The sequence below is a fragment of the Streptosporangium sp. NPDC049046 genome (assembly GCF_040649155.1).
Taxonomy (GTDB): Bacteria; Actinomycetota; Actinomycetes; order Streptosporangiales; family Streptosporangiaceae; genus Streptosporangium.
In genome coordinates this window covers 226,854-246,670 of record NZ_JBEZEZ010000013.1, presented here as the reverse complement: position 1 = coordinate 246,670, position 19,817 = coordinate 226,854, and the positions used below count along the sequence as shown (strand labels likewise).

Annotated in this window: 16 protein-coding genes; 6 read left to right on the top strand and 10 right to left on the bottom strand. The window is 71.0% G+C overall.

The features are described from left to right. Positions 1-160 precede the first annotated feature (160 nt). The 5 genes from AB0B96_RS20775 to AB0B96_RS20755 all read left to right on the top strand — a co-directional run bounded on the left by AB0B96_RS20775 (position 161) and on the right by AB0B96_RS20755 (position 7,515). Entirely contained in the window at positions 161-1,171 is a 1,011-nt protein-coding gene (locus tag AB0B96_RS20775) for a LacI family DNA-binding transcriptional regulator (protein WP_362900836.1), read from the top strand. 314 nt (positions 1,172-1,485) lie between these two features. After that, positions 1,486-2,790 (top strand): glycoside hydrolase, encoded by a 1,305-nt coding sequence (locus AB0B96_RS20770; RefSeq protein WP_362900834.1) that lies wholly within the window; start codon positions 1,486-1,488, stop codon positions 2,788-2,790. A gap of 205 nt (positions 2,791-2,995) precedes the next feature. Next, the gene (gene polX / locus AB0B96_RS20765; RefSeq protein ID WP_362900832.1) at positions 2,996-4,681 is read left to right on the top strand and encodes a DNA polymerase/3'-5' exonuclease PolX; all 1,686 of its coding nucleotides are present in this window, start codon (positions 2,996-2,998) and stop codon (positions 4,679-4,681) included. A gap of 321 nt (positions 4,682-5,002) precedes the next feature. Further along, complete coding sequence (locus AB0B96_RS20760; protein WP_350943936.1) at positions 5,003-6,526, top strand: wax ester/triacylglycerol synthase family O-acyltransferase; 1,524 nt, start codon at positions 5,003-5,005, stop codon at positions 6,524-6,526. Between the two features lie 62 nt (positions 6,527-6,588). Beyond that, the gene (locus AB0B96_RS20755) at positions 6,589-7,515 is read left to right on the top strand and encodes an aldo/keto reductase (RefSeq protein ID WP_350943937.1); all 927 of its coding nucleotides are present in this window, start codon (positions 6,589-6,591) and stop codon (positions 7,513-7,515) included. A 191-nt stretch (positions 7,516-7,706) separates the two neighbouring features. Here AB0B96_RS20755 and AB0B96_RS20750 read toward each other — a convergent pair whose 3' ends face one another. The 10 genes from AB0B96_RS20750 to AB0B96_RS20705 all read right to left on the bottom strand — a co-directional run bounded on the left by AB0B96_RS20750 (position 7,707) and on the right by AB0B96_RS20705 (position 17,558). Then, on the bottom strand, positions 7,707-9,317 hold the full coding sequence (locus AB0B96_RS20750; protein WP_362900829.1) for a cation acetate symporter: 1,611 nt from the start codon (positions 9,315-9,317) through the stop codon (positions 7,707-7,709). After that, on the bottom strand, positions 9,314-9,643 hold the full coding sequence (locus tag AB0B96_RS20745) for a DUF485 domain-containing protein (protein ID WP_350943939.1): 330 nt from the start codon (positions 9,641-9,643) through the stop codon (positions 9,314-9,316). Before AB0B96_RS20745 ends, AB0B96_RS20750 begins: the two co-directional genes overlap by 4 nt. A 173-nt stretch (positions 9,644-9,816) precedes the next feature. Continuing rightward, positions 9,817-11,001 (bottom strand): MFS transporter, encoded by a 1,185-nt coding sequence (locus AB0B96_RS20740; RefSeq protein WP_362900827.1) that lies wholly within the window; start codon positions 10,999-11,001, stop codon positions 9,817-9,819. A gap of 312 nt (positions 11,002-11,313) precedes the next feature. Then, a complete protein-coding gene (locus AB0B96_RS20735) occupies positions 11,314-12,813 on the bottom strand; it encodes a cation acetate symporter (protein ID WP_350943941.1) in 1,500 nt (499 codons plus the stop codon). Continuing rightward, positions 12,810-13,307, bottom strand: coding sequence for a hypothetical protein (locus AB0B96_RS20730; RefSeq protein WP_362900825.1), 498 nt, complete (start codon positions 13,305-13,307; stop codon positions 12,810-12,812). Before AB0B96_RS20730 ends, AB0B96_RS20735 begins: the two co-directional genes overlap by 4 nt. Further along, entirely contained in the window at positions 13,304-14,065 is a 762-nt protein-coding gene (locus AB0B96_RS20725) for a LytTR family DNA-binding domain-containing protein (protein WP_362900823.1), read from the bottom strand. The genes AB0B96_RS20730 and AB0B96_RS20725 overlap by 4 nt, the downstream gene beginning before the upstream one ends. Positions 14,066-14,170: 105 nt before the next feature. Next, complete coding sequence (locus tag AB0B96_RS20720; RefSeq protein ID WP_362900822.1) at positions 14,171-15,367, bottom strand: histidine kinase; 1,197 nt, start codon at positions 15,365-15,367, stop codon at positions 14,171-14,173. A gap of 146 nt (positions 15,368-15,513) precedes the next feature. Beyond that, positions 15,514-15,990 carry a VOC family protein gene (locus tag AB0B96_RS20715; RefSeq protein WP_362900821.1) on the bottom strand — a complete coding sequence of 159 codons (477 nt, stop codon included), beginning with the start codon at positions 15,988-15,990 and terminating at the stop codon, positions 15,514-15,516. 438 nt (positions 15,991-16,428) lie between these two features. Further along, positions 16,429-17,163 carry a DUF3618 domain-containing protein gene (locus AB0B96_RS20710; protein ID WP_362900820.1) on the bottom strand — a complete coding sequence of 245 codons (735 nt, stop codon included), beginning with the start codon at positions 17,161-17,163 and terminating at the stop codon, positions 16,429-16,431. Beyond that, on the bottom strand, positions 17,160-17,558 hold the full coding sequence (locus tag AB0B96_RS20705) for a phage holin family protein (protein ID WP_362512280.1): 399 nt from the start codon (positions 17,556-17,558) through the stop codon (positions 17,160-17,162). The genes AB0B96_RS20710 and AB0B96_RS20705 overlap by 4 nt, the downstream gene beginning before the upstream one ends. A 471-nt stretch (positions 17,559-18,029) precedes the next feature. On the opposite strand from AB0B96_RS20705, the gene AB0B96_RS20700 reads away from it, so the two are divergent. Beyond that, positions 18,030-19,799 (top strand): NERD domain-containing protein, encoded by a 1,770-nt coding sequence (locus AB0B96_RS20700; protein ID WP_362900818.1) that lies wholly within the window; start codon positions 18,030-18,032, stop codon positions 19,797-19,799. Positions 19,800-19,817 lie beyond the last annotated feature (18 nt).

Below are 19,817 nucleotides of genomic sequence, written 5' to 3'. Positions count from 1 at the left end.
GCGGAAACTACGCTGTTGCCCCCTTCGCGCAGGTCAGCTCATCAAAGCCATCTTCGCTCTCCAAGCCCGCGAATCAGGATGAAATACGTTCAGTGATCCCGAACAGCAACGACCACCTCCACCGGAGGGTCTCCGAAAGGTTTCAGTTAGTATTCGCCACATGCCAACCAAGCCGCGCGTGACGATCGCCCTCATCGCCGAGGAGGCCGGGGTCTCCGCGCCCACGGTCTCGAAAGTGATCAACGGACGGCCCGAGGTCGCGACCGAGACCAGGCAGCGGATCGAGCGCCTGCTGCACAAGCACGGCTACCAGCGCAGGACCGGTCAGGGGGACGTCCCGGTCGGCCTGGTCGACCTGGTCTTCACCGAGATCGAGAGCCCGTGGGCGATGGAGCTGGTGCGCGGTGTGGAGACCGCGGCCCGCGAGGTCGACGCCGGGGTGGTCGTCTCGGTCCTGCACAGCCACGCCGGACCGGGCAGGGACTGGGTGGAGCGGATCGCCGCCCGGCGCACCGACGGGGCCATCCTGGTCGGCTCCCGCATCAGCGTCGACCAGCACGGCCAGCTGGCCGCCAGGTCCATCCCGTTCGTGGTGGTGGATCCGGAGGGCGAGCCGCCGCCCGGGGTCGCCTCGGTCGGCGCCACCAACTGGAACGGCGGCCTGGCCGCGACCCGCCACCTCCTGGAACTGGGCCACCGCAGGATCGGGATGATCGGCGGTCCGGCCACCATGCTGTGCAGCAGGGCCCGCGTCGACGGCTACCGGGCGGCGCTGGAGACCGCGGGGATCGCGGTGGACACGCGGCTGATCAGGTACGGCGACTTCCTGGTCGGTTCCGGCCGCGACCACGGCCACGACCTGCTGGCCCTGGACGAGCCGCCCACCGCGATCTTCGCCGGCAGCGACATGCAGGCGTTCGGCGTCTTCGAGGCGGCCAGGCAGCGTGGCCTGCGGGTCCCCGACGACCTGTCCGTGGTGGGCTTCGACGACCTGCCGTTGGCACGTTCCGCGTGGCCGCCGCTGACCACCGTGCGCCAGCCGCTCCAGGAGATGGCGGAGCTCGCCACCCGGATGGTGCTCGCGCTCGACCGAGGCGGGCACGAGCCCCGGCGGGTGGAGCTGGCCACCGACCTTCTCGTCCGCGAGAGCACCGCCCCGCCGGCCGGCTGACCTCGCCCCGCCTCCGCCGCGATCGGCCTCCCCCGCCCCCGCCCGCGCCCGGCCCGGTGCGCCCTCCCCCCCGCCACCACCCCCACGGCGCCGCGTTCCGGCCGCGGGCCCTGCCGGACCTCGCCGCCCTCCTCCCCCACCGTGCCCTGACCGGCTGTTGACGGCCGCCCTCGAAACATTTACGTTACTTGCCACGAAATATCTCGGTAATCTTGGGAAAGTTTCGGAAAGCGGGTTTCCGCATGTCTCGACGCCACAGGGCACTGCTGGCACCGATCCTCACCCTCCCCCTCCTCGGAATCAGCCCATCCACCATGGAAAACGTCTCTCACGTCCGGGTGGACCACCACGGCGTTATGCAGCGGATCGACGGCTTCGGCTTCTCACAGGCGTTCCGGCGCAACGAGCTGGTCCGCGCGCTGCCCGTCGCCAAGCAGCGGGAGATCCTCGATCTGTGGCTCAGTCCCGAGAAGGGCGCAGGGCTCAGCATCCTGCGTCTGGGCATCGGCTCCTCCCCGGCGGGCAGCCCGTACGACCTGATGACCTCCATCCAGCCCGAGGATCCCGGCGGGCCGTCCGCGCCCCCGAGGTACGTCTGGGACGGCGACGACGGCGGCCAGGTCTGGCTGGCCAAGGAGGCGAGGCGCTACGGCGTGAGCCGCTTCTACGCCGACGCCTGGAGCGCCCCCGGCTACATGAAGGACAACGGCTCCGACAGCGACGGCGGGAAACTGCTGCCCGAATGGCGGCAGGCGTACGCGAACTACCTGGTCCAGTACACGAAGTTCTACGCCAGGGAGGGCATCAGGATCACCGACCTCGGGTTCACCAACGAGCCCGACCTCACCGTCTCGTACGCCTCGATGCGGTTCACCCCCGCCGAGGCCGCCGAGTTCGTCAAGGTGCTCGGCCCGGTCGCGGCCCGCACCGGGCTCAAGGTGGTCTGCTGTGACGCCGCCGGCTGGGCCCGGCAGCGCGAGTACACCGCCGCCGTCGAGGCCGACCCCGTCGCGCGGCGGTGGGTCGCCACGCACGCCGGGCACCCCTACGTCAGCCCGGTGGACGGCCCGCTGCCCACCGACCGGCCCGTGTGGATGTCGGAGTGGTCGCCCGACGGGACCACCTGGAACGAGGCGTGGGACGACGGCAGCGGCTACGACGGCTTCGCGGTCGCCCGGCAGATCCACGACTCCCTCACCCTTGGCGGGGTGAGCGGCTACGTCTTCTGGTTCGGCGCCTCGCGCGGCACCACCCGGGGACTGATCCAGATCGACGAGGCCACCGCGACCTACCGCGTCTCCAAGCGCCTGTGGGCACTGGCCGCCTACAGCCGCTTCGTCCGCCCCGGCGCGGTCCGGCTCTCCGTCGCCGCGACCGACCCGGCGCTGAAGGTCACCGCCTTCCGCAACGCCGGGGACGCCGAGGGCTCAGAGGTCGTCGAGATCCTCAACACCTCCACCGCCCCCGTCACCACCGAGATCACCACCCGGCCCGGCCGCGCCACCGCCTATCTGACCGACGGTGAGCACTCTCTCGCCGCCACCCCGCTGGCAGGGCTGCGGCCTTCCAGGAGCCTCACCCTCGCCCCGCGCTCCCTGACGACCGTCGTCGTGCGGTGACGCGCCCGTGCGAGAACACCGATCCCCGTAACGGACGAGACGGCCTCGTATCGCCTCACGGCCGGGACTGAGGGATCACGGCACCCCCGGGAAACACCGGGGACACCAGGGGGCACGAAGCGCCGGGCGGCGCGGCGGCGCGCGCCGCCCGGTTCTCCCGGCGCCCCCGACGGGAAATGTCGGTGCGATCTTCTAGGCTGGACCCATGGCACGAGCTAACGATGACGTCGCCGCCGCCCTGGAGGAATACGCCGAGCTGTTCGCGATGAACGGCGGCGACGCGTTCCGGGTCCGCAGTTACCAGAAGGCCGCCAAGGCGATCGCGGGGTTTCCCGACGACATCAGGGCCGTGCCCGTGCGGAGCGTCCCGGGGGTGGGCGAGGCGATCGCGAAGAAGGTCGAGGAATACCTGGAGCGAGGCGGCTTCCGGCAGCTCGACGACCTGCGGGAGAAGGTCCCCCAGGGGGTCAGGCGGCTGACCCGGGTGGCCTCGCTCGGGCCGAAGAAGGCCGTCTTCCTCTTCCAGGAGCTGGGCATCGACTCCCCCGAGGCGCTGGTGAAGGCCATCGGGGAGGGGCGCCTCGACGGTGTGAAGGGCTTCGGCGCCAAGACCGTGGAAAACCTCCTCAAGGGCGTCGAGCACCTCGCCGAGCACAGTGCCAGGATGCACACCGGGACGGCGATGGACCTGGCCGAGCGGGTCATCGCCTCGCTGCCGGGCGCCGAGCGGATCGCCTACGCCGGGTCGCTGCGCCGGATGAAGGACACCGTCGGCGACGTCGACATCCTCGCGGTCGGCCCCGAGTCCCTGATGGACGACTTCAAGGCGCAGCCCTATGTCGCGGAGGTCGTCGCCTCGGGCGAGAAGAAGACCTCGATCCGCACCGCCCAGGGCGTCCAGGTCGACCTGCGCCTCATCCCCGCCGAGTCGTGGGGCGCCGCGATGATGTACTTCACGGGTTCCAAGGAGCACACCGTGCACCTGCGGGAGATCGTCGTGAAGAAGGGCTGGAAGCTGTCGGAGTACGGCCTGTTCGACGGCGACCGGGTGATCGCGGCCGCCTCCGAGGAGGAGGTCTTCGGGGCGCTCGGCATGGAGTGGATCCCGCCGACCCTGCGCGAGGACAACGGCGAGATCGCCGCCGCGCTCAGGCACGAGCTGCCCAGGCTGGTCACCGTCGAGGATCTCAGGGGCGACCTGCACACCCACACCGACCTGACCGACGGGATCGCCTCCCTGGAGGACATGGTCGCCGCCGCCGCGGCCCGCGGTTACTCCTACTACGCGGTGACCGACCACGCGCCCGACCTGGCGATGCACCGGATGAAGCTGGAAAAGGCCCTTCAGCAGCGCGAGCGGCTGCGCGAGCTGCAGAAGAAGTATCCGAAGACGCGGCTGCTGCACGGCAGCGAGCTGAACATCGCGCCCGACGGCTCGGTCGACTGGCCGGCCGAGGTGCTGGAGGGCTTCGACGTGTGCGTGGCCAGTGTCCACTCGCACTTCAACCAGTCGCGTGCGGAGATGACCCGGCGCTTCGTCGCCGCCTGCGAGAACCCGGGGGTGAACATCATCGGCCACCCGACCACCCGCAGGATCGGCATCCGCCCACCGGTGGACGCCGACTGGGACGAGGTGTTCCGCGCCGCGGCCCGCACCGGCACCGCGATGGAGATCGACTCCTTCCCCGACCGCTCCGACCTCCCCGCCGACCTGGTGCGGCTGGCGCGCCACCACGGCGTGAAGTTCTCCGTCGACAGTGACGCCCACGCGGTTCCGCACCTGGGCAACCAGCGGTTCGGCATCGGCGTCGCCCAGCGCGGGTGGCTCACCACCGACGACGTGATCAACACCTGGCCCCTGGATCGGCTGCTCGCATTCCTCGGTCGCTGAGATGACGGCCGGTGTGTGCGAGGTGTGTCACCCTTCACGTATTACCTATTTCAGTGGTAGGAAATAAAGGCAAGGGGTGACACCGAACACCCATGAGCGGGTATCGCCTTCGAAAAAGATCACTGAGACCACCCCGCCCGGAAGGCGTGCCTACCATGTGAAATGGGAAGGTTACGCAGAGCGACGATCGGTGGGTCTCCGTGCCTCGTCGAGGAGACGTCCGAAAGACGCCGGAGGTCCTACGGAGGAAACGAGAGGGAAACGTGCCGAGGTGATGATGGCAACGCGTGTTCTCCCATTTTCCGCCAGGAGGCCCGACCGATGCGCCAGCTGACCGCGCTCGACGCGCAGTTCCTTCATGCCGAATCGGCGACCACGGCGGCCCACGTCGCAGGACTGGCCATCCTCGACCCCGCCTGCTCCAGGCTTGGAGCCCTCACCCGCGAGTGCCTGATCGGGCTGCTCCGCGAGCGGCTGCACCTGGCGCCGGCGCTGAGGCTGCGCCTGGCCACCGTGCCGTTCGGCCTCGACCGGCCGTACTGGACGGAAGATCCCGACTTCGACGTCGACGGCCACATCCACGAGGTGACCCTCGCGGGTCCCGGTGACGAGGCCCAGCTCGCCGAGACGGTGGCCAGGATCCACGAGCGGCATCTCGACCGGACCCGCCCGCTGTGGGAGATGCACCTCATCCACGGCCTGACCGGCGGCCGGGTCGCCCTGTACGCCAAGGTCCACCACTGCGCCATCGACGGGGTGTCGGGGGCCGAGCTGCTCGCGGCGCTGCTGGACCTGACACCCGAGCCCCGTGCCGTCGAGCCGCCGGCGCCCGGCCCGCGGACCACCGCCCCCGGCCTGGCCGGCATGCTCGCCGGGGCCGTGGCCAGGACGGTGCTCCAGCCCGCCAGGGCGCTGTACTCGCTGGGCCGGATGGCGACCGAGCTCGACACGATGCCGCTCACCTCGGCCCTGCCCGGTGCCCGCCAGGTGGCCGCCGCCACCAGGAGGATCGCGGGGAGGACGTCGGAGCCTTCCGAGGCGCCCATGCTGACCGCACCGCGCACCCCGTTCAACGGCCCGATCGGCCCCGAGCGGCGCTTCTCCTACGGGTCGATCCCGCTCGCGGACGTCAAGCGGGTGGCCAGGAGCGCGGGAGCCAGCGTCAACGACGTGGTCATGACGCTGTGCGCCTCCGCGCTGCGCGCGTGGCTGCACGAGCGCGACGCGCTGCCCGACCGGCCGCTGATCGCCGCGGTCCCGGTCGCGGTCCGCACCGCGAGCGCGCGGCAGGCGGTCGGCAACCAGATCTCCGTCATGGTCACCCCGATCCCGACCGACCTGGCCTGCCCCCGCGAGCGCCTGCGCGTCATGGCGGGCACCATGCTCGCCGCCAAGCGGCGCTTCGCCGGCGCCCCCACGGCCTGGCTGGGCGAGCTGTCGTCGCTGCTGCCCTCGGCCGTCACCGCGCTGGCGACCTCCGCGGTGTTCCGGCTGGCCTCGATCGTGCTGCCGCCGATCAACCTGATCGTCTCCAACGTGCCGGGCCCGCAGCTCCCGCTGTACCTGTGCGGCGCCAGGGTGCTCGCCTACCACCCCATGTCGGTGCTGACCGACGTGAGCGGCGGGGTCAACATCACCTGCTTCTCCTACGACGGCTCGCTCGACTTCGGCATCCTGTCCTGCCCTGACCGGGTGGCCGACGTGTGGCGGCTCATGGGCCACCTGCGGGAGGCGATGGACGAGCTGATCGCGCAGATCGATCCGCCCGCGCCGGCCGGGCGGATCGACCGGACGGAGCGGTCCCTGCCGGCCGGGGAGCCGGTCAGGGAGATGGTGCCCGCGTGAGGGCGGCGCGCGAGTGCCCAGGCCCCGCGCCCACGTGATCGGTCAAGAAATAGAGTTGGCCCATGAGCTTTTCTGAGCTGAACCTGTTTCCTCTCTGCCTCGGCGGCAACGTCTTCGGCTGGACCGCCGACCGGGACGACTCCTTCGCCGTCCTGGACGCCTACGCCGAGGCGGGCGGAAACCTCATCGACACCGCGGACTCCTACTCCGTGTGGGTCCCCGGGCACGTCGGCGGGGAGTCGGAAACCGTGATCGGCGAGTGGATGGCCTCTCGCCGCAACCGCGACCGGATCGTGGTGGCGACCAAGGTGGGGTGGCCCCAGAGCAGCCGTCCGGGGCTGTCGGCGGCCAACATCCGCGCGGCGGCCGAGGACTCGCTCCGGCGGCTGCGTACGGACTACATCGACCTGTACTGGGCCCACATCGACGACGCGGACACTCCTCTGGAGGAGACCCTCGGCGCGTTCGACGAGCTGGTCACCGAGGGCAAGGTGCGCAACATCGGCGCCTCGAACTACAGCGCCGAGCGGCTCGCGCAGGCGCTCGCGATCTCCGAGGAGGCCGGTCTGGCCCGATACGGGGTGCTGCAGCAGCACTACAACCTGCTGGAGCGCGACTACGAGGGCGCGCTGCGCGACGTGGTGGCCGAGGCAGGGCTGACCAGCACCCCCTACTACGGCCTGGCCCGCGGCTTCCTGACCGGCAAGTACCGGCCGGGGGTCACGGTGGACAGCCCGCGCGCGGGCGGGGCGGCAAAGTATCTGGAGACCGAGCGCGGCCCGCGGGTGCTCGACGCCCTGGACAAGATCGCCGCCGCCCACGACGCCGTCCCGGCCACCGTCGCGCTCGCCTGGCTGGCCGCCCAGCCCACGGTGGCCGCGCCGATCGCCAGCGCTCGTAACATCGAGCAGCTGCGGCCGCTGCTCGCCGTCGCCGACATGACGCTGTCGCAGGAGGAGCTGACCCTGCTGGACGAGGCCTCCCGCTAAGGAGCCTCTCGGCAGGAGCACGACGGTCCCGCCGGAAGGCGTGCAGGGCTTCCGGTAGGGGCGTCCGGCGGGCCACGGGGCGTCCCGTGGCCCGCCCGGGACACATGAGAAGGGGCCCGGCCGCGAAGCGGCCGGGCCCCGGGTTCCCCGTACTTCCGTACGAGCCGTACGGGGGGTCGGTACGGGGTGTCCTAGTGCGAGCTGGCCTTCTCGGCACCGATGCCGGTGAGCGAACGGACCTCGATCTCCGCGTACTTGTCCGAGTTGTACTCCTTGCTGAGGCGGGCGCCGATGAACCCGGCGAGGAAGCCGATCGGGATCGAGACGATGCCCGGGTTGCTCAGCGGGAACCAGGCGAAGTTCGCGTCGGGGAACAGCGCGGTGGCGCTGCCGGAGACGACCGGCGAGAAGATCACCAGGATCAGCGCGGAGGCCAGGCCGCCGTAGATGGCCGAGACCGCGCCCGCGGTGTTGAAGCGCTTCCAGAACAGGCTGTAGAGGATCGCGGGCAGGTTGCCCGAGGCCGCCACGGCGAAGGCGAGCGCGACCAGGAAGGCCACGTTCTGCCCCTGTGCGAGGATGCCGAGCCCGATGGAGACCGCGCCGATGACGAAGGCCGAGATCCTGGCGACCAGGACCTCCTCCTTGTCGGTGACGTTGCCGCGCTTGAACACGTGCGCGTACAGGTCGTGGGCGAAGGAGGAGCTCGACGCCAGCGTCAGGCCGGCGACGACCGCGAGGATCGTGGCGAAGGCGACCGCCGCGATGACGGCGAGCAGGATGGTGCCTCCCACCTCGCCGAAGATCGCCTGGCCGACCGCCTCGGCGAGCATCGGGGCCGCCGTGTTGCCCGCCTTGTCCTGCGCCACGATCGCCTCGCCGCCGACCAGGGCCGCCGCGCCGAAGCCGAGCACGAGGGTGAGCAGGTAGAAGGTGCCGATGATGCCGATGCCCCACAGGACCGACTTACGGGCCTCCTTCGCGGTGGGGACCGTGTAGAAGCGGATCAGGATGTGCGGCAGGCCGGCGGTGCCGAGGACCAGCGCGAGGCCCAGGCTGATCAGGTCGATCTTGCCGGCGAGGCCCTGCGCCTCGGTGCCGTACTTCAGGCCCGGCTCCAGGAAGGCCGCGCCCTTGCCGCTCTGGGCGGCGGCCTCGCCGAGCAGGCCCGAGAGGTTGAAGCCGTAGTGGCCGAGCACCAGCAGGGTGACCAGGGTCGCGCCGCCCATGAGCAGCACGGCCTTGACGATCTGCACCCAGGTGGTGCCCTTCATCCCGCCGACGACCACGTAGACGATCATCAGAACGCCGACGCCGACGATCGTGAGCGCCTTGCCCGTCGGCGAGGTGACGCCGAGCAGCAGGCCGACCAGCGCGCCGGCGCCGACCATCTGGGCGAGCAGGTAGAAGATCGACACCGTGATGGTGGAGACACCGGCCGCGGTGCGGACCGGGCGGGGGCTCATCCGGAAGGCCAGCACGTCGGCCATGGTGAACTTGCCGGAGTTGCGCATCAGCTCGGCGACGAGCAGCAGCGCCACCAGCCAGGCGACCAGGAAGCCGATCGAGTACAGGAAGCCGTCGTAGCCCGACAGGGCGATGATTCCGGCGATACCCAGGAAGCTCGCGGCCGACATGTAGTCGCCGCCGATGGCGAGACCGTTCTGCACGCCACTGAAGGAGCGGCCACCGGCGTAGTAGTCGGTGGCGTCCTTGGTGTTGCGGCTCGCCCAGAAGGTGATGCCCAGCGTTCCCGCGACGAAGAGCAGGAACAGGATGGTGGAGAGGGTCTGGTGGCTCATTCGGTCTTCCCCTCGACTCCGTGGCGGATGTCGTCGGCCAGCGGATCGAGCTTCTTCTCGGCGAAACGGGAGTAGGCCCAGGCGATGCCGAACGTCGACACGAACTGCAGCAGACCGAAGATCAGCGCCACGTTGATGTTGCCAAAGACCTTCGCGCCCATGAAGTCGCGCGCCCAGCCCGACAGGACGACGTACAGCAGGTACCACGCGAGGAACGCCGCGGTCATCGGGAACGCCCAGGCCCGGAAACGCCTCTTCAACTCCTGGAACTGGTCGCTGGCCTGAATTTCTTCGTAGACCGATGAATCATGTTGCCTGGCGGTCACGGGACCTCCCAAAATGTGATCTGGATCACGGACAACGTAGGGCTGGACGCTACCCCCGGAGGAGACCCGCATGCGATCTCTTCGCCGAGGCGCCGCCGAGTCGCGTTCAGTTGGGTGGGGCTTGCGGTGAAAGGTCTGTATCGCGCGACGAACGGTCCCCGGGGAAGCCGTCCTCACCACCGTCTCGCCCGCAGGGCGTACGCCCCCGCGCCGCAGACCGTCAGGCCGACCACCGCGAGCAGAACGCGATAGTCGACGAGCGACACCAGCACGGCGCCGGCGAGCAGGGACGACAGCTGGGCGAACCCGATGAGGGACTCGAAGGCGGTGGAGACCCGGCCGACGAGGTGGCCCGGGCTGCGGCGCTGCACCAGGGTCGTCCTGGCCACCCCCTCCAGGGTCAGCCCGGCGCCCGCGACCATCATGGCCACCAGCACGACCGCCTCCGAGGGCACCGTCCAGCAGATGACCGCCATGCCGTACAGGCCGATACCCGCGCCGATCGCGAACAGTTCGCCCCGGCGCGCGATCACCGTGGAGCTCCGCAGTCCCCCGGCGACCGCCCCCAGGCCCATCGCGGTCGAGGTGAACGCGGTGAACTCCGGCGACCTGGCCAGGCCGTGCTCGATGACCGCGAAGATCAGCGACTCGGTCGCCCCGGCCAGTGCGAACATCAGGCAGAGCGCCAGGGCCGCGCGACGCAACGGCGGGTCGGCGCGCAGGTGGCGGGCCCCGGCCCAGAACTCCTCGCGCCAGCGCCCCGGAGGTGCCGGCGAGACGGGCGTGAGAGGTCTCGGTGCGGGGAGCATCGCGAAGACCCCCGCGGCGACGAGGAAAGTGATCATGTCGAACAGCACGAGCGCGCTGATCCCGAAGCCGGTGTAGACACCCACCCCCAGCAGCGGCCCGAACAGGCGCAACCCCTGCCGGGTGGTCTGCAGGGCGCCGTTCGCCTCGGCGAGCAGGTGCTCGGGCAGGATGGCCTTGATCAGCCCGCCGAGCGCGGAGAAGATCACCGCGTACGAGCAGCCCATCGCCGCGGACACCGGGTAGACCAGCCAGACCGTGCCCTGCCCGGTGACCGCGATCAGCGGGGTGAGCGAGATTCCCGACAGCAGGCAGGTGACGACGAGGAGTTTCCTGCGGTCGACCCGGTCGATGAGGTATCCGAAGCAGGGCGAGAAGCACAGGGGGACGGTGAAGAAGAACAGGGTCAGACCCGCGGCGGCGTCGGAGCCGGTGAGGCTCTTGGCCAGGATGGCGGGCACCAGCAGCAGCGAGGCGTCGCCCAGCAGGCTGACGGCCATCCCGAAATAGACGAGCCGGAACCGGGGCCGGCGCAGGACCTCCGGTATCACCGCTGACCGGCTGACCGGCGGACCGTCCCGTTCCCGGAGAGCACGGTGAACCGATGCGGCGCGGTGAAGCGGTGCGCCGTCCCGTTCCCGCAGAGCACGGTGAACCGGTACCGCGCGGTGAAGCGGTGCGCCGTCCCGCTCACGGAGAGCCCCGCGACCGACCGGCGTCCGGCCCGGTTCCCGGGTAGCACGGCAGTGGCGTCGCCGACCTCGGCGACCGCCTCGTCACCGGAGCCGGCACATACCAAAACTAGTTAGAACGACCGATATGTCGGTTCATAATCGTCATTCCGTCACAGCTCCTCGGAGCCGTCAAGAGGACCGTGGCCGCCAGTCCCCCCGGTCCAGGTTGAGGATCTCCGGGGTGTGCAGGCGCACCATGGTGCGGGCCACGTTCGGCGGGATACGCCCGGGCGTCAGCAGCGAGACCACCACCATGACGAGAAAGGCGATCGGCACCGTCCACGCGGCGGGCTGCGCCAGCAGGGCACCGACCAGGCCGGTGTACGGCCCCCCGCCGATCGTCAGCAGGACCGCACCGCAGGCGAGACCGCCACCGGCGAGCAGCCCCGCCATCGCACCCGCGGGAGTCAGCCGCCGCCACCAGATGCCCAGCACCAGCAGCGGGCAGAAGGAGGAGGCCGCCACCGCGAACGCCAGGCCGACGACGTCGGCGACCGGCAGCGAGCGGGCGAAGACCGCCAGAACCAGCGGAACGATCACGGCCAGCACCGCCGCCGCCCGGAACGACCGCACCCCTCCCTTGAGGATGTCCTGCCCGATCACCCCGGCGACCGAGACCGTGAGCCCCGAGGAGGTCGACAGGAACGCCGCGAACGCCCCGGCCGTCACCAGCGCCGTCAGCAGGTCCCCGGCCACACCGCCGACCAGCCGCCCGGGCAACGACAGGACCACCGTGTCACTGCCCTCCAACTCCGGGACGTAGATCCGGCCCAGCGCGCCGTAGACCGCCGGCAGCATGTAGAAGGCGCCGAGCAGCGACAGGACCACCAGCGTCGTCCGCCGCGCCGCCCGGCCGTCGGGGTTGGTGTAGAAGCGGACCAGCACATGCGGAAGCCCCATGGTGCCCAGGAAGGTCGCCAGGATCAGCGAGTAGGTCGAGTAGAGGCCGTACTCCCTGCCCGCCGACAGCGGCAGCGCCCACGAGGCCGCGTCCGCCGCGCTCAGCCCCGGCGCGCCGCCGTCACGCCACGCCAGCAGCAGGAACACCAGCGGCACGGCGAGAGCGGTGAGCTTCAGCCAGTACTGGAACGCCTGCACGAACGTGATCGACCGCATGCCGCCCGACATGACGTTCACCGCGACCACAGCCGCCACCAGCAGGCCCCCCGCCCACTCGGGCGCTCCGGTGATGGCCCGCAGGACCAGGCCCGCGCTCTGGAACTGCGGCATCAGATACAGCCAGCCGATCAGCACGACCAGCACCCCGGCCATCCTCCGCACCGCCATCGACTCCAGCCGCGCCTCGGCGAAGTCGGGAAGCGTGTACGCGCCCGAGCGGCGCAACGGCGCGGAGACCAGAACGAGCAGCACCAGATAGCCGCCCGTCCAGCCGACGGGCAGCCACAGCATGTCGGCGCCGAAGGTGAGGATCAGCCCCGCGATGCCCAGGAAACTCGCCGCCGACAGATACTCCCCGCCGATGGCGGAGGCGTTCCACAGCGGGGAGACCGTGCGGGAGGCGACGTAGAAGTCGGAGGTGGTCCGCGACAGCCTGAGCCCGAACGCGCCGATCAGCACGGCCGCCAGCACCACCAGCACGACGGCCGTCACCCCGTACGCGGTACTCAACGGGCCCTGTCCACCAGCTCGGCGAAGTGGCGCTCGTTCCGCTCCGCCTGCCGGACATACAGCCAGGCCCCGATCACGAACGCCGGGTAGATCAGGCCGCCCAGCACCGCCCAGGGCAGCGGGACCCCCAGCACGTGCAGCGCGCCCAGCTCCGGCACCAGCAGGAACACCACCGGCAGGCCCACCACCACGCACCCCAGCACCGTGCAGACGAACAGGGCCAGACGGAACTGGGTACGGATCAGCGAGCGCATGTAGACCTCGCCCAGACGGGTCTGCTCGTCGATCTCGCGGGTGACCGGGTAACTGGGGTGGCGGGGAGCCGTCGTGCGAGGGCTGGTCACCACCTCGCGCCGCGGACGCTCCTCCTTGCGGGAGCGCTCGCCGTCCCTGCGCGGACGCTCGTCCTTACGCGGACGCTCGGCCTCCCCGCGCGACCGGTCGGTGTTCCGCCGGCGCGGCTCGGCCTCCTCGGGCCCGGCGTCGCCGCTCACTCCTGCCTGCCCTTGCGCGCCCTGCGGACCAGCAGGTCGCGCAGCTCGCGGGTGTGGCGGCGGCTGACCGGGATCTCGGTCTCGCCGATGCGGACCACGCAACGCCCCGAGTCGATGTGCAGCTCGTCGATGTGCTTGACCGCGACCAGGTGACTGCGGTGCACCCGTACGAACCCCGCCGAGGACCAGCGCTCCTCCAGCGTCGCCAGCGAGATCCGCACGAGATGGCTGCCACCCGCGGTGTGCAGCCGGGCGTAGTCGCCCTGGGCCTCCACGTAGCGGACCTCGGTGCTGGCCACGAACCTGGTGACGCCGCCGAGCTCCACCGGGATGGTGTCGGGGTCGGCACGGCCGGAGCCCTCGATCTCCGGCAGCTCCGCGGAGACGAACACCCTGCGGATCGCCTCGGCCAGCCGCTCCGGCCGCACCGGCTTGAGCAGGTAGTCCTCGGCCTTGATCTCGAAGGCGTCGACCGCGTGCTCCTCGTAGGCCGTCACGAAGACCACCCGGGGCGGGTTGGCGAACTGCGACAGCAGACGGCCGAGCACCACCCCGTCCAGGCCGCGCATCCGGATGTCGAGGAAGACCGCGTCGATCGGCCTCCCGTCGGCGATCGCCCGGTCCAGGACGCGCAGCGCGGCGGCCCCGTCCCTGGCCAGGGAGACCTCTCCGATACGGGGATCGTCCCGAAGGAGGTAGGCCAGGTCCTCCAGCGCGGGAAGCTCGTCGTCCACCGCAAGGACACGCAGGCCGGTCACGCTCACTCCTCCGGGTCGTTCGCGAGGGAATTTCTAGAGGGTGATGAATCAGACATCGCCTGTCAACTTCGCGGGATGAGGGGAAGATCCGGACCGGAGGCGGGCTCACCGGACGGAGACACCGGGATGGTACTTGGGCAGGCGGACGCTGACCTTCGTCCCCGCCCCCTTCGCCGTCTCCACCACCAGGCCGTACTCGTCACCGTAGACCTGGCGCAACCGCTCGTCCACGTTGACCAGCCCCACTCCCCCGGCCCCCGAACGCTCGTCGGCGGCACCGGCGAGGATGCGGCGCAGGCGGTCGGGCTCCATGCCCACGCCGTCGTCCTCCACGCTGATCCGGCACTCGGCCCCGGCGTCCTCGGCGACGATCGAGATGCGCCCGATCCCGGGCTTGCTCTCCAGGCCGTGCTGGACCGCGTTCTCCACCAGAGGCTGCAGGCACAGGAACGGCACCGCGACCGCGAGCACCTCGGGGGCGATGCGCAACGTCACCTGCAGCTGGTCGCCGAAGCGGGCCCGTTCCAGGGTGAGGTAGCGGTCGATGGAACGCAGCTCCTCGGCCAGCGTGGTGAACTCCCCGTGCCTGCGGAAGGAGTAGCGGGTGAAGTCGGCGAACTCCAGCAGCAGCTCGCGGGAGCGGTTGGGGTCGGTACGGACGAAGCTGGCGATCGTCGTCAGCGAGTTGTAGATGAAGTGCGGGGAGATCTGCGCGCGCAGCGCCCGGACCTCGGCCTCCATCAGGCGCGTTCTCGACCGGTCGAGCTCGGCCAGCTCCAGCTGCGAGTCGACCCAGTTCGCGACCTCGTGGGCGGCCCTGACCAGCCCCGCCGAGGCGTGCCCGCCGTACGCGGCGAGCGAGCCCACCACCCTGCCGTCGGTGGTGAGCGGCACCACCACGGCGAACCTGATCGGGCACTCGGGCAGGTCGCACGAGACGACCTCGGGGCCCAGGACGCGGGTCCGGCCTCCGGAAAGCGTCTTGGCGGCGTGGGCGAACGCCTCGCGGGCGTGGTGGTCGCCCTCGCCGTCGTAGACCAGCAGCCGCTCCTCGTCGGTGATCGCCAGCGCCGGGGAGCCCAGCAGCTCCCGAAGGTAGCGGGACGCCTTCTGCGCCCCCGCCTCGGTCAGCCCCGCCCGCAGCGGCGGCGCGGCCAGGGACGCGGTGTGCAGGGTCTCGAACGTGGCCCGCTCGGCGGGGCTGCTGCCCAGCTCCCTGCGGCCGCGCAGCACCCGCCACAGCACCAGGGCGGGTACGCCGATCAGCGCGGCGACCACCAACACGGCGACGAGGGGTTCCACGCTCCGGACCTTATACGTCCGGTCACGCCCGCGCCTCGTTCATGGAGATCACGGCCGTCGCCTTTACGATGTAGATTAAATTCTTCCCGCCGGGGACCGGGACCTGTCCTCGCAGGTGGTGAGGCGCGCGGGTGGTGAGGCGCCTCTCAGTCCCGCTCCCGCCCCGGGGCGGAGGTGAAGTCGGCGGCCTGATCCGGCCGGTAGACGCCTTCCGCGCCCACCTGGGCGGCGTGGACCCGCTCGTCGGGGGCGTACAGGCGAATCTGGACGCCGTCGGGGTCGACGAAGCCCAGCGCGTGGCCGGCGGACGCCTTGATGATCGGGCTGTGCGGGACGCCGAGCCTGTCCAGACGGGCGACCCAGGCCTCAAGCCCGTCAAGGGTGACCTGGAGCGCGAAGGGGTCGGCGTCGAAGAGCGCCTTGGCCAGGGAGGGGTTCTCGCGCAGCGCGATCTGGAAGGCCGCGCCGGGGACCGTGAAGCTCATACCCCTGATCACGCCGTCCTCGTCCTGGAAGCTGGTGTGGTGTTCCAGCCCCAGGACCTTCTCGTACCAGGAACGGCTCCGCTCCAGGTCACTCACCCAGATCTTGAGGTGGTGCACACCGGTCAGTACGGCGTTCAACTCGTCTCCTCAGGGGGCCTGCGTCGTCGTGACGGTCGTGGTGAAACGGTGGTCGCGGAAGGGCGGCGGCCCTCCGCGTGCCCGAGATCAGAATAGTTCGCCTTCCGGCCCGGCATCCTGGACCTGACAGGACGTCCGGCGGCGGCAAGCTCCGGGTGGGCGGAGAGGAGGGGGTCCGCCGCCCACCCGGAAACGGTCAGATTACCCCGGCAGACATGAGTTTGGCTCGCTTGTGCGCACAGGTATCGGTCCGATCTCCGCGGACCCGACGGCCCAGTCGGGCAGACCGTCGCGCCGGAACTCCCCGACGGTCCGCTTGAGGACCCCCCATCATGCCCCGCGAGGCAGTTCCGAGGGGGTTTGGGGGACGCTTCGGGGGACATGGGCGGGCCGCCCTCGCGAATCGCCGAGAGCGGCCCTTTCCGTGCTATCGGGCATCTACTTCCTCTTGCCCCGCCGCAGGACGCGCAGGACGACCAGGACGAGCGCGGCGAAGGCAGCGACCGTCACGACGGGACGCTTGCTCGCCTCGGTCGTGACCCTGCCCGCCGCGTCCTTGATCTCGGCGGGAGTCGCCTCCCTCACCCTGCCGACGACCTCGGGAGCCGCCTCCTTCACCCGGCCGACCATCTCGGGAGCGGCCACCTTCACCCGCTCCACCATCTCGGTGGCCGTGGTGGCGGTCGCCGCCCCCACCTTGCGCAGGTCGTCGCCCACCTGGGCGGCGGTCTCCTGAATACGGCCCTTGACGTCGGTCTTGTGCACCAGTGCCTCCACTGTGTCGCCCAGTTCGCGGCGGGCGTCCTCGATGTCCCGCCGCAACGTTTCCGTGTCGTTCCCGTCGTCTCCGACGATCTTTCCGATCTTCGCCGCTTCCGTCGCTCCCGCTGCCCCGACACCGGTACCGCCGGTGTTGGCGTACGGGGTGGTCGCCGCCGTCGTCTCCGGGACGACGACGGGTGCCGCGCCCTCCCGGAGCGGGGACGTGCCGTCACGCGCCGGCTCCGAAGCGCCGAGGCCCTCGCGGGATGTGCCCTCCGGCTGGTTCGGCGGGATGTTCAGCGATCCGCTCTCGTCCGGCGTGATCGGCTCGTCGACACCCTTCCTGCGAGATCCGGTGGTTCCGGCGTCCGGCTCAAGCCGGCCGGGTCCGCCCGGGTCTGTCTCGGTCATCGGTGCGCCCTCTCTTTCACCGCGTCGATGTCGTCCTTGACGCTCTCGATGGTCCGTACGGGGGTCGGCGGAGCGGCCTCGGCGACCTGGCGCTTGCCGAAGAACCCGAGGGCGCCGGCCACGACCAGCAGCACCCCGCCCACCAGCGCGGCCGCCGCCCACGGGGGCATGACCTGCGCGAGCAGCAGGATCACCGCGGCGACCAGGGCCGCGGCCCCGAAGAGGGCGACGATCCCCGCTCCGCCGAACAGCCCCACGCCGATCCCGGCGTGCCTGCCCTTCTCCGTCAACTCCGCTTTGGCCAGGCGCAGTTCGTCCCTGACGAGACGCGAGACCTGCTCCGACATCTGCCGGATCAGCTCGGACGTCGGCAGTGACTCCTTGGTGTTGGTCATGGACTGCCTCCTCCCTCACAGCAAGGGGACGTCTACCCTCCTCTCCCCCGGCAAACATGGGTCTGGCTGCGATGATCACAGAGGGCTCGGGGGCGTCACCGTGCCGTATCCCATGGCGAACCACTCCATGGCCCGCATTTGATCCGTTTTTGATTTCGAGCCGGGACACCCGCGACCCGGGCGGACATGGCGGCGATCATGACGACCCGGTCCGGGGATCCGGGATCACGGCGGTCCGCCAGGAAACCCCGGCCCCCCGGCCGGCGAGGCCGGACGCCCCGGCGGAGCGGCACCGCCACCCACGCGTCCGGTGCGGGTGGACACCTCGATCGCTCTCACCCCCGGGATGCGTCATGATCATAGGGAGGCCCGCGTGTCCGAGTGGTGGAAAAGTAGAGGTACGGGCGAAGATGAGCCTCTTGGGATAGTGCGGGGCACGATGAACACGAGCAGGAAGGCGGCACGCTAGAGATGGCACAGATCGTCGGCGGCGGAAGCCCGGTCAACGACGCCGAGCGACGGGTCATCGCACACCTGCGAGACAACGCCCCGGACGACTGGCTGCTGCTGCACAACATCGAGGTGCCCCGCGGAGACGACATCTTCGAGGTGGACGCGATCGTCCTGACCGGCCACTCGCTCTGCGTCATCGACGTCAAGGGCACCCGCGGCCGGATCGAGGTCGCCGGGACCCGCTGGTTCCCGCTGCGGCGTGAGGCGTTCGGCTCCCCCGTCGCCAAGCTGCGCGGCAACGGGCGCGCCCTGAAGGGCCTGCTCACCCAGGAGCGCCGCGAGCTGGACCGGGTCTACGTCGACAGCCTCGTGGTACTCACCGGCCCCGACGCCGAACTGGTCGACCCCGCGGGCCGCGACTCGCGGCACGTCACCGACCTCGCCGGGCTGATCGACACGCTGAGCGACGTCTCCCGCGTCAGGCGCGGCCACACCACCGACACCGCGCCGTACGGCACCGCGATCATCGAGGCGCTCAACGGGAGCGTGCGGCGCTCCACGGCGCCGCCACGCTTCGGCAGCTGGGAGGTGGAGGAGCAGCTGGGCGGCGACAACCGGGTCACCGAGTACCGCGCGATCAACGCGACGGTCCCCGGCAGCGAGACGGTCCTGCTGCGCGTCTACCGGGCGGATCCGCTGGCACAGGAGGAGCCGAGGGCGGCGGAGCGACGGCTGATCACCAACGCCTACCAGGCCCTCACCAGGATCCCCCCGCACCCGTGCGTGGTGCGCGCCCGCGACTTCTTCGCCATCGACGACGAGAGCCGGTTCGTGCTCGTCCTCGACGACGTGCACGGCCAGGCGCTGCACCTGCACCTCACCGCCTCCCCGCCCACGCTCTCCACCGCCGCCCGGCTGGACGTGGTGGAGGACATGCTTCGCGGCCTGGCCCACGTCCACGCCAACAACGTGATCCACCGGGCGCTCAGCCCCGCGTGCGTGCTGGTGACGGAGGAGGGCCGGGCCATGCTCACCGGGTTCGACTACGCCAAGCCGGGGCCCCGCGCCCACACCGTGGCCAACGAGCTGCCCAACGTCCTCGACACCCACTACGCCGCTCCCGAGTGCCAGGCCATGCCCGTGCGGGTGACGGCCGCCTCCGACGTGTACGCGGCCGGGGTGATCGCCTTCCAGCTGCTGACCGGGAGGCTCCCGCCGATCACCCCCGACGCCGAGCCCGCCTCCGCTTCCGCCTCCGGCGAGGCGTCCGTGGAGGTGATGGACCTGCTGCGGCGCATGCGCGACCACGCGACGCACAAGCGTCCCAGCGCCGCCGAGGCCCTCGCCGACCTCCGGCGGGCTCTGGCCCCCGGCGGACCCCGCCCGCCGGAGCCCGCCGGCCGGATCCCCTCCCCGCAGCAACTCGCCGTACCACCGGATCCCGCCGGATCGGACGCCCTCCCCCACGGCGTCCCGCCGCAGGACGCCCCCTCTCAGGACACCCGCCCTCAGGACGTCCGGCCACAGCCCGCCGAGCCCTCGCACGGCGGCCTCCCGCAGAGCCCGGCACCTCAAGGCCCGGACTCTTCGGGCCCGGACTCTTCGGACAACGGCGCGGCGAGCAACGCGCGACCGGAAGGGCTCGGGCAGGAAGCCCTCCCTGCCCAGGCCCGCCCCCAGGCTCCCGCGCGGTCCGAGGACGAGCGCCCCGAGAGCCCGCCCGCACCGGAGACGCTGCTCGGCAGGCTCAGGACGGGACTACGGCGCATCACCGGCAAAAAGCCGTGAAGGCGAATCGGCCACCCA